The sequence below is a fragment of the Paucilactobacillus oligofermentans DSM 15707 = LMG 22743 genome (genome assembly GCF_001434315.1).
Taxonomy (GTDB): Bacteria; Bacillota; Bacilli; order Lactobacillales; family Lactobacillaceae; genus Paucilactobacillus; species Paucilactobacillus oligofermentans.
The window spans coordinates 302,465-320,684 of sequence record NZ_AZFE01000032.1; the positions used below are offsets into that span (position 1 = coordinate 302,465).

Annotated in this window: 16 protein-coding genes and 1 other RNA gene; 5 read left to right on the forward strand and 12 right to left on the reverse strand. The window is 34.4% G+C overall.

Features of this window, described 5'->3' with window-relative positions:
* Positions 1-27 precede the first annotated feature (27 nt).
* The gene (locus tag FC70_RS08525) at positions 28-1,728 is read left to right on the forward strand and encodes an NFACT RNA binding domain-containing protein (protein ID WP_057890573.1); all 1,701 of its coding nucleotides are present in this window, start codon (positions 28-30) and stop codon (positions 1,726-1,728) included.
* 36 nt (positions 1,729-1,764) lie between these two features.
* Here FC70_RS08525 and FC70_RS08530 read toward each other — a convergent pair whose 3' ends face one another.
* The 6 genes from FC70_RS08530 to FC70_RS08555 are packed head-to-tail and all read right to left on the reverse strand — an operon-like array spanning position 1,765 to position 8,865.
* Positions 1,765-4,317 (reverse strand): ATP-binding protein, encoded by a 2,553-nt coding sequence (locus tag FC70_RS08530; RefSeq protein WP_057890574.1) that lies wholly within the window; start codon positions 4,315-4,317, stop codon positions 1,765-1,767.
* Positions 4,314-5,396 (reverse strand): carbamoyl phosphate synthase small subunit, encoded by a 1,083-nt coding sequence (locus tag FC70_RS08535; protein ID WP_057890575.1) that lies wholly within the window; start codon positions 5,394-5,396, stop codon positions 4,314-4,316. Before FC70_RS08535 ends, FC70_RS08530 begins: the two co-directional genes overlap by 4 nt.
* Before the next feature lie 24 nt (positions 5,397-5,420).
* The gene (locus FC70_RS08540; RefSeq protein WP_057890576.1) at positions 5,421-6,335 is read right to left on the reverse strand and encodes an RluA family pseudouridine synthase; all 915 of its coding nucleotides are present in this window, start codon (positions 6,333-6,335) and stop codon (positions 5,421-5,423) included.
* Positions 6,328-6,783, reverse strand: coding sequence for a signal peptidase II (gene lspA / locus FC70_RS08545; RefSeq protein WP_057890577.1), 456 nt, complete (start codon positions 6,781-6,783; stop codon positions 6,328-6,330). The genes FC70_RS08540 and lspA overlap by 8 nt, the downstream gene beginning before the upstream one ends.
* Before the next feature lie 27 nt (positions 6,784-6,810).
* Positions 6,811-8,472 (reverse strand): formate--tetrahydrofolate ligase, encoded by a 1,662-nt coding sequence (locus tag FC70_RS08550; RefSeq protein ID WP_057890578.1) that lies wholly within the window; start codon positions 8,470-8,472, stop codon positions 6,811-6,813.
* Positions 8,473-8,484: 12 nt separating this feature from the next.
* On the reverse strand, positions 8,485-8,865 hold the full coding sequence (locus FC70_RS08555) for an EbsA family protein (protein ID WP_235804099.1): 381 nt from the start codon (positions 8,863-8,865) through the stop codon (positions 8,485-8,487).
* A 34-nt stretch (positions 8,866-8,899) separates the two neighbouring features.
* Between FC70_RS08555 and FC70_RS08560 the strand changes: the two genes are divergently transcribed.
* Complete coding sequence (locus FC70_RS08560) at positions 8,900-9,298, forward strand: ribonuclease HI family protein (protein ID WP_057890580.1); 399 nt, start codon at positions 8,900-8,902, stop codon at positions 9,296-9,298.
* Here FC70_RS08560 and FC70_RS08565 read toward each other — a convergent pair.
* Positions 9,277-10,380: an NAD(P)/FAD-dependent oxidoreductase gene (locus tag FC70_RS08565; RefSeq protein ID WP_057890581.1), complete on the reverse strand. Its 1,104-nt coding sequence runs from the start codon at positions 10,378-10,380 to the stop codon at positions 9,277-9,279. The two genes, FC70_RS08560 and FC70_RS08565, sit on opposite strands and share 22 nt — an antisense overlap.
* A gap of 132 nt (positions 10,381-10,512) precedes the next feature.
* Complete coding sequence (locus FC70_RS08570; RefSeq protein ID WP_057890582.1) at positions 10,513-11,112, reverse strand: nitroreductase family protein; 600 nt, start codon at positions 11,110-11,112, stop codon at positions 10,513-10,515.
* 304 nt (positions 11,113-11,416) lie between these two features.
* Between FC70_RS08570 and FC70_RS08575 the strand changes: the two genes are divergently transcribed.
* Positions 11,417-12,484: a type I restriction endonuclease gene (locus FC70_RS08575; RefSeq protein WP_057890583.1), complete on the forward strand. Its 1,068-nt coding sequence runs from the start codon at positions 11,417-11,419 to the stop codon at positions 12,482-12,484.
* Positions 12,485-12,638: 154 nt separating this feature from the next.
* On the opposite strand, the gene FC70_RS08580 is transcribed toward FC70_RS08575, so the two are convergent.
* The 4 genes from FC70_RS08580 to FC70_RS08590 form a co-directional block, all read right to left on the reverse strand.
* Entirely contained in the window at positions 12,639-13,769 is a 1,131-nt protein-coding gene (locus tag FC70_RS08580; protein ID WP_057890584.1) for a THUMP domain-containing class I SAM-dependent RNA methyltransferase, read from the reverse strand.
* 81 nt (positions 13,770-13,850) lie between these two features.
* Positions 13,851-14,223, reverse strand: an RNA gene (gene rnpB, locus FC70_RS09185) — RNase P RNA component class B.
* A 13-nt stretch (positions 14,224-14,236) separates the two neighbouring features.
* A complete protein-coding gene (gene gpsB, locus FC70_RS08585; protein ID WP_057890585.1) occupies positions 14,237-14,599 on the reverse strand; it encodes a cell division regulator GpsB in 363 nt (120 codons plus the stop codon).
* A 70-nt stretch (positions 14,600-14,669) separates the two neighbouring features.
* Complete coding sequence (locus tag FC70_RS08590) at positions 14,670-15,242, reverse strand: SLOG family protein (protein ID WP_057890586.1); 573 nt, start codon at positions 15,240-15,242, stop codon at positions 14,670-14,672.
* 80 nt (positions 15,243-15,322) lie between these two features.
* On the opposite strand from FC70_RS08590, the gene recU reads away from it, so the two are divergent.
* On the forward strand, positions 15,323-15,931 hold the full coding sequence (gene recU / locus FC70_RS08595) for a Holliday junction resolvase RecU (RefSeq protein WP_057890587.1): 609 nt from the start codon (positions 15,323-15,325) through the stop codon (positions 15,929-15,931).
* 11 nt (positions 15,932-15,942) lie between these two features.
* Positions 15,943-18,204, forward strand: a complete 2,262-nt coding sequence (locus FC70_RS08600) for a PBP1A family penicillin-binding protein (protein ID WP_057890588.1) — start codon at positions 15,943-15,945, stop codon at positions 18,202-18,204.
* The last annotated feature ends 16 nt before the right edge of the window (positions 18,205-18,220 follow it).

An 18,220-nucleotide genomic window follows, 5' to 3' on the forward strand; every position in this document is an offset into this window, starting at 1 on the left:
AAATTTATCAATTGGAGGCATAAAATCTTGTCATTCGACGGCTTTTTCACTCATGCAATGGTGAAAGAATTAAATACTACATTGGCATCTGGTCGAATTTCTAAAATTCACCAACCTTATGCTGGAGAATTAGTTTTAGTAATTAGAGCTAATCGGCATAATTATTCTTTATTACTATCGGCTAATCCAACGTATCCAAGAATTCAAATAACTGAAGTACCATACAAAAACCCTAACACACCAACCAAATATGCAATGACTATGCGTAAATATTTAGAAGGTGCAATCTTAGAATCAATTACGCAACTTGATAATGATCGTGTTGTAATGTTATCTTTTGACACGCGAGATGAACTCGGTGATGCCCAGCATTTAGTTTTATATGTTGAAATTATGGCTCGCCATAGCAACCTTTCGCTTGTAAATACAAAAACTAACAAGATTATTGATACAATTAAGCATGTTAGTGGTGATCAAAACCGTTACCGTCTACTTTTACCAGGCGCAACTTTTGTGATGCCACCAAAACAAGAAAATAAATTAAATCCGTTTATTGCCAATCAAGCCTATGCTGATTTAGTACTTAAGTATTCAGATAAAGTTGAATTAAAGTCTGAATTACAATCAGTTTATCAAGGAATGGGATCTGATACTGCTAATTATCTCGCTGAAAAGTTACTTGATTCAGATAATGCACCGCAAACCTATCAAGAATTTCTTTATGAATTTGACCATCCAACGCCTACTTTAACTAAGTTAAGCAATGGAAAAGTTAGTTTCACCGTTTATAATCCTGATATTAATGATGAAAAAATTACTTACCCTACTCTATCGACACTGTTGGATGGCTTTTATACCGAAAAGTCTCAATTGGATCGAACTCGTCAGGTTGCTGGTCAGTTAATTCAAGTTATTACCAACTTATTAAAGAAAGACTACACTAAAATTAAAAAATTGAACCAAACTTTAGAAGATACAAAAAAAGCTGATCAATTTAGAATCAAAGGTGAGATATTAACAACTTATCTTCATAAAATTGAACCAGGTATGACTGAAATCACATTAGAAAATTTTTACGATGATAATCAGCCAATTAAAATTAGCTTGTCGAATCAACTTAATGGATCGCAAAATGCACAAAAATATTTTACTAAGTATCAAAAATTAAGAAATGCTGTTGCGCATGTCGATGAACAATTAGCTATTACTAACCGTGAAGTCGAATATTTAGAAAGTATTCAATCACAAATTGAACTTGCATCGCCTGCTGACACGGCTGAAATTAAATTGGAATTACAACAGCAAGGATATCTTCGGGATAATAGTAATAAAAAGAAAAAAGTACGAGTTACTCTTAGTAAGCCTGAAGAATATACTGCAACTGATGGAACTTTAATTTTAGTTGGTAAGAATAATCTGCAAAATGAAAGATTAACTTTTAAAATTGCTAATAAAGATAATATTTGGCTACATGTTAAAGATATCCCAGGTTCACATGTGATTATTCGTGATGATAATCCATCTGATGAAACGATTAATGAAGCAGCTAACATCGCTGCTTATTTTTCAAAGGCTCGCGATTCAGCACATGTTCCGGTTGATTATTTACCTGTCAAACGTTTAAAAAAGCCTGCCGGAACTAATCCAGGATTTGTTACTTTTACTGGTCAAACAACGATTCAAGTTACTCCTGATAGCAAATCTGTCAATGATCTACGAACTAAATAAATACAAAAAATCATCCTTAAATTTAAGGATGATTTTTTAATAAAATGTTCCGTTGTGAATGGATTCTTCACCGTTCGGACTTAATTTTTTTAATACATCTGGGATACTGTTACTAGATGCCATTTCTGCTCCAATTACCGTTTCACTTTGGATAGTCTCGTCGTGTAATCGTAACGATCTAAAAGGAAAAGCTGCTGAATATGCCCAAATCTGATTAGGAATTGTTGATATTTTTAAATCTTTTAGTTTTAAATTATCTGGAGATTGAGTTAACTTAAGTGAAATATCAACTAAGTTAATTCTTAGCACTTTCGATAGGAAAGTTAACTCAGTCAATGGTAACTGACGTACTTGTTCAAAATGAACACGGTTAGTTACAACAAATAACGCTTGATAAATACCGGGTTTAATCTGTTGTTTAATCCGATCAGTTCCGATATCAATGATATCATTTCGATAATCGTTATTTAATTTAGCTGGATAAATGAAGGCAGTTGGATCACTAAACCCACTTTCATTTTGAATTAGGTATGAGGTAATTCCTAATGAATAGACGTTCGTTCCATCAGAAATCATGGTAAATCCATATTCTTTACCACTTGCTAAATGTGAAAGTAACTTACCATTTTGTGGCAGCTTAATTATTGAAAGCTCTTTTTGTTCTAGTGAGTTAATTAAACGCCCCCTACTCCCTGATACGTAAATAGCGCTGGGATGCTCGATTTCAATAATTTGCAAAATATCAGAAACTTCCAGTGGTTCAATGTATAACTTATCGGCAATGTTCATTGATACAGCACTTGGATTATTATTAACTAAAATTGTTTCATAGCCTTGATTTTGCAGTGAAAGAATCAATTTAGATGTGAAATAGTCTGCTGAACCGGCGTTACCTAAGCGTAACCCACTTGTTCCAATAATTAATGCCTTTTTAGGATTGTCAGATGCAGAGCTTTCATTCTCTAATTCAAAAGTCGAGTAGAAATGATTTGAATATTGTTCAAATTCACCAGCGCTAAAATCAATCTGTTTATACGTAGGAATAATGGATTCTTTGAGTCTTAATTCCCTAACATCATCTTCAGTTTGATTCCACAACGTTCCAATGATACGATCACTCATTCCAAAATACTTAGCCGTTGTTAAAGTAGAAATATCATTTGGATTTTTAGCTATAGTATCTTTTAATTCTAGAATTTTTTCTAACTTATAAAAGAAAAACGGATCAATCTTTGTTAATTCGGATAATTCTTCTCCTGAATAGCCACGATGAAGTGCTTCTAACAAGATAATGATACGGTTAGCACGTGGATGGATAATATATTGAATAATCTGATCATCAGTTAGATTTACTTGTGGTTCAATGCTAAGCGTATCAGCATGTACTTGTGTTGCTCTAATGGCTTTAATTAAAGCTTCTTCAGTACTTCTACCAATACCCATTACCGAACCAGTTGAACGCATTTGAGTACCCAAATTTTGATCTGCATCAGGTAAAGATTTAAATGGCCAGATTGGCATTCTAACAGCAATATGATCCATAGTTGGTTCTAATAAAGCTGATTTAAAGCCAAAACTTTTTGGCAGTTCTAGTTGCTCTAACGTTTTTCCCATTAACAAATTAGCGCAAACATATAATAGTGGATATCCGGTTGCCTTTTCAGCAAATGCAGTTATACGATCGAAATATGGACTATTTTTAATTACATAATACTTACCAGTTTCTGGATTTAAAGCGAATTGAACATGGTTAACACCGACAATTCTTAATTTACGTGTAATTGAAAACGCTAAATCACGAAGCTCTTGCAGCTCAATATCCATTAATGTTTGGGTTGGTGTGAACGAAATAGAGTCCCCCGCATGAATTCCAATTGGATCAAAATCTTCAATACCGGCAACCTGAAGCATCGAACCAAGTCGGTCTCGAATGACAACTAATTCTATTTCTTGGTACCCAACGATACTTTGTTGTAAAACAGCTTGTTGAATCCTTGATTGTGACATTGCAATTTCAACAGCTTCTGCAAGCTCATCGTTGTCGTTACATAAACGACGACTAGAATTACCAGATGGTGATACTGGTTTGATAATAACTGGATAACCAATTTCTTGAACAATATGTATGGCATCACCAAAACTAGTGATTGTTTTAGTAGTCGTAATTGGTGCGTTCATTTTTTTGAGCATGCTATTCATTAATACTGGATTACTAATTTGATTAATAGCAAATTCAGGCATACTAAGCATGGTGATATCTCGTTTTTTTAGTTCCCCAGATTCAAATAATTGCTGAGAAATTTGAATACTCGTCAGTCCACCCAAATTAGGTAAAATTGCATCAGGTTTAAATTCAGCAATTGTTTCTAATACATTTTTGAATGTAACTGGTGAAATTTTACGTTGATGAATGATTTCGGTCGCATCTAGCGAGACTGAAAATGGATTATTGTCGATGAGTGAAACTTCAATTCCAAGCGTATCTAAAGAAGACGCAACTTGAAAAATTGCATCATCGGCTTCGGTTGACTGGTTAATTTTGTCTGCGCCAGTTCCAATTATTAAAACTTTAGATATTGGATGGTTCATCGATTTTCCTCCTGTCGATGGATGGTCTCTAAGAATTCATCAAATAGCCCTTTGGTTTCATCTGGTCCAGGTGCACCATCAGGGAAAAATTGAACAGAAAATGCTGGGAAATCACGATGGCGTAGTCCCTGCACAGTATCATTTAATAAATCAACATAAGTGATAAATAATGTTCGGCGGTCAACAGATTCACGATTTACTGCGAACCCTTGTCCTTGAGAGGCATAAATAATATGGGTAGTAATTACTTCCTTAATTGGATGATTCATACCATGATGTTCAGCAGGTAGTTTAACTATTTCGGCACCGTTAGCGATTGCAAATAATTCATGACCTAAGCCAATCGCAAATAATGGCACTTTGGTTTGAATTGATTGAATCATTTGGGTAACCGTTTCAGGAATATCATGAGGACTTCCTGGACCAGTTGATAAAATAACACCATCAGGATCTAAGCTAAGAATATCTTCAGCAGAGGCGGTATATGGTAAGACAGTCACATTACAGTTACGTTTAACTAGCTCTCGTAAAATACCGTGTTTGAGTCCAAAATCAATGACGACCACACTATTACCAGTGCCTGGATTGGGATATGGCTTCGGAGTAGATACTTGGGCAACTTGTTGATTGGTTAAGACGGTTGCATTTAATTGATCAAAGGCATGAGTATCGGCAATGGGAACAATACTAGCTTTAACGGTTTCACCCATCTGTCTTAATTTAGAAACAACTGCGCGTGTATCGATGCCACTAATTCCTGGAATATTCATCTGCTTTAAATATTGATCTAATGACAAACGACTAATTCGATTAGTCGAAACATTCGCTAAATCACGAACGATTACGCCTTTAATTGTTGGTAAAATCGATTCATAGTTAGCTTGATTAATGCCATAACTACCAATATTTGGTTGGGTAAAGATTACGATTTGATTATGGTAAATTTGATCAGTAATAATTTGCTGATAACCGGTCATGCTCGTATTAAAAACTAGTTCGCCTGAAGTAACTGCAGGTGCGCCAAATCCTTCACCTTTGTACGTTGTCCCATCTTCCAAGATTAAATACCGTTCAACCATGTTACCCCTCCTCCCTAGTTACTTTTATGAATCATTTTCATCTAAATATTTGATCATTTTTGAAAAATATGTTGGTAATGGTGCATCGAATAATAACTGTTCGTGCGTTCTTGGATGTTCAAATCCAAGCGTTTTAGCATGTAAATATTGTCCCTTACCAGGCAGTGTTTTATGTGGTCCGTAAAGTGGATCTCCTGCAACTGGATGGTTAATATATTGCATATGAACGCGAATCTGATGTGTTCGTCCAGTTTCAAGTCGACAACTAATTAATGTGTAACGTTCATAGCGTTTAATAACTTTAAAATGGGTAATAGCGTTACGTCCATCTTTTACAATCGCCTGTTTTTGACGATTTTGTGGATTTCTTCCAAGTGGAGCATCAATGGTTCCCTCGTCTTCTCGAATCTGTCCATGAACAATTGCCCAATATTCACGAGTGTTGGTTTTATCTTTTAATTGTTGAGCTAAGCTTTGATGTGCCATATCATTTTTAGCAACCATCAATAAACCTGACGTGTCTTTATCAATTCGATGAACGATACCAGGACGGAATTCACCATTGATTGTCGATAATGGCGTATGAAATAGTAACGCGTTAACTAGTGTATGATTTGCGTGTCCAGCTGCTGGATGAACGACCATGCCTTGCGGCTTATTAACTACTAATACATCGTCATCTTCGAAAATAATATCGAGCGGAATATTTTCAGGTTCAATACTTAATGTTTGCGGTTCAACAGCCTTAATTTCAATTTGATCATTTAATCGGAGCTTGTAGTTAGATTTAACCATTTTACTATTTACTAAGATATTACCATTATCAATTCGTTTTTGAATTTGAGAACGGGTTGAAGCTGTTATTAAAGTAGGCAAAATTTTATCAATTCTACCTATTAAGTCTGGTTCAGTGATATTAATAATTTGTGGATCATTCATTCTTCGTAACCTCATCTTCAAAAAGGATTGCAATAATCATTAAAACTACGCCAACGGTTAAACACATATCAGCAATGTTAAAAATTGGAAAATTAATAAAATCTAATTGAAACATATCAACAACATATCCCATTTTAATTCGATCAATAAAATTACCAATTGTTCCAGCTAGAATTAAGACTAATGGCCAACTAAATTTCCAATTATTTCGATATCGCCAAAGAAAGAATAAAATCAATCCAATTGCAATAATCGAAATAACAATAAAGAACCACTGCTGTCCTTCTAGTATACTCCATGCCGCTCCAATATTCCGTAGATTAGTTAATGAGATAATGCCAGGAATTAGTGTATCCACTGCGCCAAGTTGAATATTATTTGTAATCCAATATTTTAGTGATTGATCACCAATCACAAGTAAGACAATAATTAAGCCATAGTACGGCATAGTGTTCCTCCAAATAGCTTTTATGATTTAAAACAGTCCTGTAATTTCTCCATCCGCATCAATCTTCATATTAAGTGCAGCTGGTTTTTTAGGTAGTCCTGGCATGGTCATTACATTCCCTGCTAATGCCACAATAAAGCCGGCCCCCATTTTAGGAATAAATTCTCTAATTTCAACGTTAAAGTCAGTTGGAGCACCTAGTTTACTAGCATCATCTGAAAAAGAATATTGAGTTTTAGCAATACAAACAGGTAGATTTTCCCAACCATTTTTCTTAAATCCTTTAAGTTGAGTTTGAGCTTTTTTACTAAACGTAACTGACTTGCCATGATAGATATTTTTAACAATTTTGTTTATTTTTGTTTCGATTGAATCGTCATCATTATATAGCTGTTTAAATTCAAAATTAGAATCAGCTAATTTAATGACTTCAGCGGCTAAATCAAGGGTTCCGTTACCACCTTTACCCCAACTTTCTGTAACAACTGCGGTTACGCCTTGTGATTCACAGTATTCTTTAACTAGCTCTAATTCTGCATCGGTATCGCTGGTGAACCGATTGATTGCAACAACAGTTGGTAATTCATATGATTGAATATTTTGGATATGTCGCTGTAAGTTGGGTAAACCATTCGTTAAAGCTTCAATATTTTCAGTTGTCAGTTCTTTAACTGATTGGCCACCATTATATTTTAGCGCTCTTACAGTTGCTACAATGACAACTGCATCAGGTGTTTTACCAAGAACTGGTCGTTTAATATCTAAAAACTTCTCTGCACCTAAATCAGCGCCAAAGCCAGCTTCAGTTACCGTATATTGAGATAATTGCAAGGCCGTTTTAGTAGCAATTACACTATTGCATCCATGAGCAATATTAGCAAATGGTCCGCCGTGAATCAGCGTTGGTGTGTGTGCTATGGTTTGAACTAAATTAGGTTTGAATGCATCTTTTAATAAAATTGTAATGGCATCTTCAAATCCTAGTTCACCAACTGAAACCGGTACTTTATCATAAGTATAGCCAACGATAATTTTACTAATTCGTGATTTTAAATCGGATAAATCACTAGCCAAACATAAAATAGCCATTAATTCGGATGCCGCAGTAATATCAAAACTAGATTCTTGTGGAATACCTTTAGTAATCCCACCTAATCCAGTAATAACTTGACGCAAAGTACGATCGTTAACATCAACTACCCGATTCCAAATAATCCTTCGTGGATCTAAATTAAGAATATTACCATGCTGTAAATAATTATTAACAAGTGCCATTAAAGTATTATGGGCACTTGTTAAGGCATGAATATCACCAGTAAAGTGAAGATTAATATCTTCCATCGGAATTACTTGGCTATACCCACCACCAGTTGCTCCGCCTTTAATTCCCATAACAGGTCCCATTGAAGGTTCACGCATAGCAATCATAGTTTGTTTGTTTAATTGGTTCATGGCATCACCAAGACCAACTAAGACGGTTGATTTACCCTCACCTGCTGGGGTTGGATTAATTGATGTTACAAGAACTAATTTATGATCACCAAAATCGACGTTACGTTGTGATTTAAGATTTACTTTTGCTTTGTAGTTACCGTACATTTCAATTTGATCTTCATGTAACCCGGCTTGCTTTGCAATTTCACTTATTGGTTTGAGTGTTGCAGCTTTTGCAATTTCTAAATCAGTCATGTAATTATCTCCTTAATTGTCGGCTAAGATCCGTTTAATGGTAGCTAGTGAATGTGGTGTAAATGTAAAATAAAATGTTTGTCCACTAGCAGTAAATTGAAGAGTTGAGTTGGTAAATCGTAATTGTTCAAGATTATTTTTTTGAATTGTTAGATAATTTTTTTGTAGCATACGACTAAAGATTAAAGCATCTGGTGTAATTTTTAGTGTTCGTCTAAATATTTGTAGAGCAGATAATCCAATAAATATTATAAATAATACTGCTGTAATCCATTGGAAATGCGTTATTTCAAGCCAAAATATAATTCCAAGTAGTAAGATTAATGTCGTCCATGACCAGATAATTATTGAATTAACTAAATTAGGCTGGTAAAAAAATTTTTCTTCTTGCATAATGACATAAAACTCCCTTCATGAGGTGATTAAAATGATAAAGATTTATACAGATGGTGCAACAATTGGAAATCCAGGCCCAACCGGATTAGGTGTTCTAATTGTTGAAAATCATCAACAAATTCAATTAAAACAAGCTTATCCTGATATGGTAACCAATCATGAAGCTGAGTTTTTAGCGGCTATTCATGGCTTCCAATACCTTACCATGCATGTTAGCCACTCTGATACCATCTTATTTTATACCGATAGTCGGCTACTAAGCGATGCCATTGGCAAAAATCATACTAAAAATTATGAAACTTTATTTAACGAATTATCGATTTTAATTGATCAATTTAATATTGTTGTTACTCAATGGATTCCGGATAAAGAAAATCATGGTGCTCATACCTTATCCCTACAAGCACTTCACTCAATACCGGATAAATAATTTGTAATTGGTTTAGTATAGCCATCAAATCCAGATGCTGACATAATATCGTCGGCAACTAATTTTCCAGTAATTGGTCCCGTGGTTAATCCGGATGACCCTAATCCGTTGGCAATCCAAACATTATCAAATCCGGGGATTGTTCCCATAAATGGTGAAAAATCATCCGTATATGCTCTGGTTCCAATTCGAATGTTGGTAATCATGGTAGATATTTTGCCTTCTAAATTAGGCATGGTGATCTCAGCATTATTAACTAATCCGTCTATTTCTGGTTGGGTTGGATTTAAATCAAATCCAGCATCATTTTCATGAGTAGCTGCAATTAGTAATTGATGATTACCAACTGGAATTAATTCTGATAACCCCTCAGCCATAACAATTGGCATGCTATCATCAACATTAATTGAATCATCTTCAATTTCAATTAACTGTCCCTTTTGTGGTGACAATTGTAATTCAAAGCCAAATGGTTGAATAAGTTCTTTTGCAAATGCTCCAGCGGCAATAAAGATTGAATCATAATGTTCTTCGTTAACCATTACTTCATGATTAACGACTGAAATATTCGCTTTTTCATTTTTTACTGTTAAGTTAGATGCAGCTTCAAGTTGAGTAATTAAATGTTTCCCATCAACTCGTGAACCACCACCTACAAAAATTCCGGGTTTGGCCCATTCTGATAAATATGGCATTTTACTCGAAATAGTTTGCTGGTTCCATTTTTCAACAATCTCCATTTCAGGAGCAGTTTGAATTCTTTCTTGAGCAAGACTAAATAAATTATTAAGTGCCGTTTCATCGTTACGATTAACGAAGACCCCTACTTTTGAATAAGCATTTGAATCTAATTTGGCATCTTGAGCAAGTTGTCGATATAATGATGCTCCTTCATGAGCTAACTTATACCATTGCTTATTTCGACGCTTAGAAAGCCAAGGGGCAATAATACCGGCAGCGGCTGAAGTCGCCTGACCAGTTTGTTCATCATAAAGCGTAATTTCGAAATCTTCAGCTTTACTTAAATAAAAAGCAGCAGTTGTACCAACGATGCCGCCTCCAATAATGGCAATTTTTTTCATGGAAGTCCTCCTAATCAAATTACAAAGTCAATTATACCAAATTTACGTACATTACGACTCATTAATCCGATTAAATTCGTATAAAAAAGGTTCAAGATTTGATAATCTTGAACCTTTTATCTTTATATTTAATTATTTAAGAACTTTGAAACGATCATTGTCATCCATAAAGTCTTTATCTCCTGCTGGAGCTTCAATTGAACCAAATGGCATTTGAGCACGAAGACGCCAGCTAGTTGGAATTCCAAAAGCTTCATGAATTGCTTCATCAATCAATGGATTGTAATGCTGAACGTTAGCACCAAGTTTGTTTTCAGCCAAAACAGTCCAGATATTTTGCATCGCTAAACCAATTCCTTGTTCTGACCAATCATCAAAGTTATCTGCATAAAGCGCAAAATTTTCTTTTAAGTTAGCAATGGTATCCATTTCAGTGAATAGTAAAGTAGTACCATAAGCTGCTTTAAAACCGTTGATTTTTGCTTCTGTACCAGCAAAACTTTCAGCAGGAACTGCTTTACGCAACGTTTCCATAACAATGTCCCATACTTTATCATGTGAATCACCAAAAGTGATAACTGCACGAGTTGTTTGACTGTTAAATGCAGTTGGTGATACACGAACTGCTTCTTTAATTACTGAAGCAATTTCGTCTTGTGATTCAGTAACATTCTTTCCTAAAGCGTAGATTGAGCGACGTTGTGCGGCTAGTTTAAGTGTTTCATTTTGCATATTCAATGCCTCCATTAATTATATTATATTGTTCAACGTGATTAATATAACACACTTACTTTTTGTAAGTAAAGTATTTTTAATTATTTATTATTAATAATCAAATAACTGATGCTTTTAATTAATATATACAGATAAAATAAATAATTTATTTTAATTTTGATATACTGAAAGTAATTTCAATCGATAGTTTTAATCATTTTCAAGTAATTTATAATTTAAATATAATGATGTGTAATAAAAAGTCCAAGTCCTTATGACTTTAAAATGTGGTAAATTAACAAATAAATCTTTGGAGGATCAAATGAATAAGGCAGAAATTATAACTAAAATTAATGCTCTATCTGAACGTGTTCAAAAATATAGTAAAGACATTGCAACAGAGGAAGCTACAAAAAATGCCTTAATTCTACCGTTTTTTGCTGCGCTTGATTATGATATTTTTAATCCTAAAGAATTTGTACCTGAATATACTGCAGATTTTGGAGGTAAAAAAGGGGAACGTGTTGACTTTGCAATATTAAAAAAAGGCGTACCACAAATTTTAATTGAAGCAAAATCTATTTCTGATAATTTAGAAACAAAGGATTCCCAATTATTCAGATACTTTACTGCTACAAAAGCAAAATTTGGAATTTTAACTAATGGTGATTTATATAAATTTTATACTGACTTAGAAGATATTAATGTAATGGACAAAGACCCTTTTATGACCATTTCAGTTTCAGAATTAAAAGATAATCAGATACCAGAGTTGTTAAAGTTTTCTAGGACATCATTTGATATTGAAAAAATCACCGATTCTGCTTCTGATTTGAAATATCTAAATCTGTCAAAAGATTTTCTTGAAAAACAGCTAAGTAATCCTGACGATAAATTTATTAAGTTTGTTCTTAATGGAATATATCATGGTGTTAGAACACAAAAAGTTGTAGATCAATTATCACCTGTTGTTAAAAAGAGCTTATCCCAAGTTATAAATGAACGAGTAAATGATAAACTTAGTTCAGCACTTGATACATCAATTCAAGAAACATCAAATAAGTCTGACGATACTATTGATCAATCCAATATCGAAAATTCAGATATTGTGACAACACAAGATGAAATAGAAGCATATATCTTAATTAAAATAATTTTAAAAGACGTGATATCTCCAGATCGTCTTTTCTATCGAGATAATCAGTCTTATTTCAATGTTTTAGCAGATGACAGTAACAGAAAATGGATTGTTAGAATATATTTTACAAAAAGTAAAAATTATTTTGTGCTACATGACAATGCTAATACATCTTTTGAATTTACGAATATAACTGAAATTTCAAATTATGCTGATAAAATTATAAAAGTTTCGAAACAATATCAAAAATAAATTTTTATCATATTAACTATTATATATAATTTTGGCTACATTCTTTAAAGTATAATAAAATGAGTTAATTATCACATATGGAAAGCAATTAAAAACATTAAATAAAAAGCAAGCTAATTCCAGTTATATCAACTGTCTTAGCTTGCTTTTATTGTTATCTTTCTTTTTTGCCCCAGTATTGGAACAAATCTGTTCTTAATGATCCATTATATAATTTACGTTTCTTAGTTGCACGAGCACCATAAAAATCTTCAAATTCAAGATCACTGGTTAAAATATACTTACTCCAAGTTTTCATTGGACGATATACATCACCCATTTCGCTATATAGTTGACGAACAGATTCCTCATCACCTAATCGTTCCCCATAAGGTGGATTAGCAACTAGAACACCATTAATTAAATCAGTTTGCCAGTCTTTAGCAGCCATTGTTTCAAAGTGGATATCCGCTGCTAAGCCTGCTTCTTGTGCATTGGCCTTAGCAATTTCAATCATTCTAGGATCAATATCATAGCCAAAAATTTGCAGTGGTGTATCGTAATCAGCTTTTTCGTCAGCTTCTGCGCGAAGTTCATCCGATAAACCTTCTGGGGTTAGTGACCATGCTTCGCAAACAAAATTACGATTAAATCCAGGTGCAATATTACGGCCAATTAAAGCAGCTTCAATTGGAATCGTTCCAGATCCACAAACTGGATCAACGAATGGATTATCACTAAACCAGTGAGCCAAAAGCACTAATGCAGCTGCCATGTTTTCTTTAAGTGGTGCCCCACCTTTGTCAATTCGGTACCCACGTTTAAATAAACTGCTACCAGTTGTATCAAGGGTAATAATGACGTGATCTTTATTAATCATCACTTCTAATGGATATAGTGCGCCGGTTTCAGGTAAATCTGTCCGACGATGATAAACGGAATTCATTTTTTCAACAATTGCCTTTTTTGTAATTGCTTGGGCACTAGGAACATTATGCAATTGAGAATTTCGTGAACGTCCTTCAACAGGAAACTCTGCATCAATTGGTAATAATTCGTCCCAAGGAAGTGCCTTAACCCCTTCAAAAAGTTCATCAAAAGTAACCGCATCAAATTCACCAACAATGATCTTAACCCGATCAGCAGTTCTTAACCATAAATTGGTATTAATGATATCTTTAATTGTTCCTTGGAATCTGATTCGACCATTTTCACCTTGGGTTTCGTAACCTAAGTCTTTTAATTCTTTATTAACTAGTGTTTCAATCCCAGCAGCGGCCGTGGCCATCAAATTAAATTTTTCCATGTTATACCTCGTTTTTTATTGTTTCAATTATTTATAAAAAAAAACTCGAATGGAAGTCCATTCGAGTTCCTGAATGTAAATTTCTGTAAGCCATGTTGTGTCGAAGTATGATTTTCAGGCTCAATCATACAGTGGCAATCATCTATCTCGAGACATTACTGTCTCCCCCCACAATCAGTTCAATTCCTTATGTGAAGCTCCCCTACCAAAGTTTGGGTTTCCCGCTCGAGGGGTTTACCGCGTTCCATCAATATCGTTTCCAATATTGCTTCGTCACTGTGGCACTTTTCAGAGTTACTCGGGCATAGCCGAAGCCTTAGCCGTTTTACTCGCCGTAACCATTACTGGTTCCCCGGCTTATTTTTTCACCGAGCACGAACACTACAAACATCTCAGTCTGTGCGAGCATGGACTTTCCTCAACTGACATAAGTCAGCCGCAATCACCCGAAATTTACAAATGAGATCTTAAATTAAATGTGAATCAGATTGACCATTGTCTAATTGAGAACCAAATACACGACGTTCTAGATTAGATAGGCGCTTTAAAATATCCATGTTAGTAGCATTTGAAACAGGTTGCTCAGTATTAGTTCTAGGAGCAGCACTAACAGTTCCAACTTCTACTTGACGATTCAATTCATCTACTTTAGCACGTAAACGTTCATTTTCGTCATTCAAACGGGTAATTTCTTTTGAATACGTATCATAATCCTTAATAACATCATCTAAGAAAGCATCAACGTCTGTAGGATCATAAGCAGATCCCATACGCTTTTCCTTGAATTCTTTAGTTAGGATATCTTTTTGGCTAAAAATAATATTATCCAATGTGTCACACCTCAATCTTATTCAATATATATATCAATATACCAGAAACTAACGGAAAATAAAACCCGAATTACTCATCTTCATAATTTTCTAATCTTTTGTTCTCAGAAAAATCATTTGCCTTTTCTTGTAATTGATCAAAATCAATCATCGAAATCGGATATGGATGTTGATTAGCAAATTGTTGTGCTGCTAAATAGTCATATTTACTTTTTCCTTCATGTTCTTCATCGTAAACAAATAAAGCCTCATCAGTATGTGACAACATGAATGATTGAAAGTTTTTTAATTGTGACGGATTAGTATACGGTTGATCACTAATTTGATCTGAAAAATCAACTTGCGTTGTTAAATCAGCTAATTTCAATTTATTAGCTTCATTCCATTGATTACCAAAATCTGCAAATGGCAACATCATTGCGATTTTAATATCTGGGTAATCTTTTTTTATTTCAAGTGCAGTTTCTAACCCCCACTGTTCAACTCCAAGTTGTGGGCCACTAATAATCCAATCAATTCCATTATCAATTTTTTGGATTATTTCATCTTGTAAAGCAAACTTAATAATTTCAATTTTGGGGTCCTTATCATTAAATACACCCAGTTCATAACTGCGGTATCCAGATATCCATAAACGGCTCATATATGTATCTCCTTCAAAAAAGATGAATATTCTCGTATAAATTTGGTATAATATTGTGAACGCAGGAAGGTGAATAATAAATGCCAATCAATTATCCGAATGGTAATCATTATAATTTTAAAAATAAATCTGTAAAATCAATTGGTCAAACAGTTAACTATGCTAAGCGTGGTATGAGTTTAGAAGAAGAAATTAACGAAAGTAACGAGTATTATCTTTCTCGTGGCATCGCGGTTATTCATAAAAAGCCAACGCCGGTACAATTAGTTAAAGTGGATTATCCTAAACGGAGTGCGGCAGTTATTAAAGAAGCTTACTTTAGAAAAGCTTCAACGACTGATTATAATGGCGTATATAAAGGATATTATTTAGATTTCGACGCTAAGGAAACTAAAAATAAAACTTCTTTTCCATTATACAACTTTCATGAGCATCAAATAAACCACTTAAAAGCTTGTATTGCCCAAGGTGGTATCTGTTTTGCTTTTTTAAAGTTTACTAGTTTAAACGAACTTTACTTATTACCTGCGACTAAGTTATTTGAATACTGGGATCAGCAAGACACCAGTAAGAAGTCAATTACGCTGAAAGAGATTAAAGAATTTGGTTATTCTCTCACCTATCAGTTCAATCCTGTTATTCCTTATCTAGATGCTGTAGATAAAATAATTGAAAATTCAATTCATTAAAGGAGTTTTATATGTCAGACAATCAGACACCATCGCGATCATCACGTCGAAATAGTCCTTCAAATGGTGACAAAAAACCGCGTAATGTAAAGTCAATAATTTTAAAAATTATCGCTTGGGGTGCAAGTATCTTTGGTATTTTAATTTTATTAGGAGCTGTATTATTTTTCTATTGGGCCTCTAGCGCACCGGAAATCACGCAAAGTTCCCTAGAAAGTCAAAATGCAACCAAAATTTATGATTCAGATAATAATGTTATTTCACAATTAGGTGTTCAAAAACGTGAGTACGTTAAGAGTAGTGCTATTCCTAAAGAATTATCTGAAGCCGTTGTTTCAATTGAAGATCGCCGCTTTTACAAGCATAACGGTGTGGATCCTGTTCGTATTTTAGGAGCTGCCTTCTCTAACATTACAGGATCTTCGACTGGACTCCAAGGTGGAAGCACCTTAACACAACAACTTGTTAAGTTATCTGTTTTTTCAACTAAATCTTCTGATCAAACCTTTAAACGTAAAGCACAAGAAGCTTGGTTAGCAATTAGCGTTGAACGCCATTTTTCGAAAAAACAAATTCTAGAATATTACATTAATAAAGTTTATATGGGTAACGGTGTTTACGGTATGCAGACTGGAGCTCAATACTATTACGGTAAGAATTTAAAAGATTTAACGATTGCTCAATATGCAATGCTTGCAGGAATCCCACAATCACCAACCTATTACAACCCAATTACAAATCCTAAGGTGTCAACAACTCGTCGGAATGAAGTATTGGAGGCAATGGCAAGAAGTAACTATATTACTAATGCCGAAGCAAAAGCAGCTGAAAAAACCAGTGTTCAAGACGGATTAGATTCAACACATGGTAATACTGCAAGTGCAGATTCAAGTACGAATAAATCCAAAGTAGTTGATTCATATTTGAAACAAGTTGTTAGTCAATTGAAATCAGATGGCTATGATCCTTATAATGATAGCTTGGAAGTTCATACTAATTTAAATATGGGTGCTCAACAAAACCTTTACGATATTGTTAATGATGGTACAGTAGCTTTCCAAAGTTCTGATATGCAAGTTGGAGCAGCAGTTACCAGTCCAAAGAATGGTAAGATTTTAGCGATGATTGGTGGAAGAAAAACCGGTGATGTTACCTTTGGTCTTAATCGCGCGGTTCAAACCGATCGTAGTTCTGGATCGACATCTAAACCAATTATGGATTATGCTCCTGCTATTGAATATCTCAATTATCCTACGTATCGTTCAGTTAAAGATTTACCATTTACTTATCCAGGAACAACTAAAAAGGCTTATGATTTTGATAGAGAATATCAAGGAACCATAACCATGCGTAGCGCTTTAACGCAGTCTAGAAATATTCCTGCTCTACGTACTTTACAAGATGTTGGTATCACAAAAGCAACTAAGTTTTTAACTAAGTTAGGCATTACATCAAAAACGGCTTATGAATTACAAAACGGGATTGGTTTATATATTTCACCACTTCAAGAGGCAGCGTCTTATGCAGCTTTTGCTAATGGTGGTACTTATTACAAACCATACTATATTAGTTCAATTACCACTAAGAGTGGCGAAACTCATAAGTATTCGGCAACTGGTGAAAAAGCAATGAAATCATCGACTGCCTACATGATTACGGATATGTTAAAAGATGTAATTGATAGTAGTTCAGGAACTGGAAAATCAGCTGCATTATCGGGAGTGCATCAAGCTGGTAAAACTGGGACGACTGAATATCCTTCTGGAACAACATCTAGTTCAGGTGTGATGGATTCTTGGTTTACTGGATATACTAAAAAGTACTCTATCTCAGTTTGGACTGGTTATGATAAACAATATGAAACTGGTCATGCAATAACTAGTTCATATGAAAAAACTGCCGCACTTGTTTATAGTAACGAAATGAGTTACTTAGAAGATGAAAGTTCTAGTTCAAATTGGACTGCTCCTGATACAGTTACCGAAGTTACTAAGAATGGTAATACTGAATATGAAGTAACGGGTGCAACATGGAGCACTACTGGAGTCAGTGATACGTATGCTGAAAACAATGGTTCAACTGGAACAAGTTCTACCGTAGTTAGTTCTTCAACTATTTCTTCAAGTGAAGCTAAACAGGAATCTGAATCTTCAAGTAGTAACTCTAATAATTCAAGTAGCATTGAACAAACACCAGGTGGCTCTGGCGGAGATGGTGGTTCTGATGGAACAAGTTCTTCATCAAGCTCCACAGTCACAACACCTACTCAATAAATAAAAAAGGTTTGAT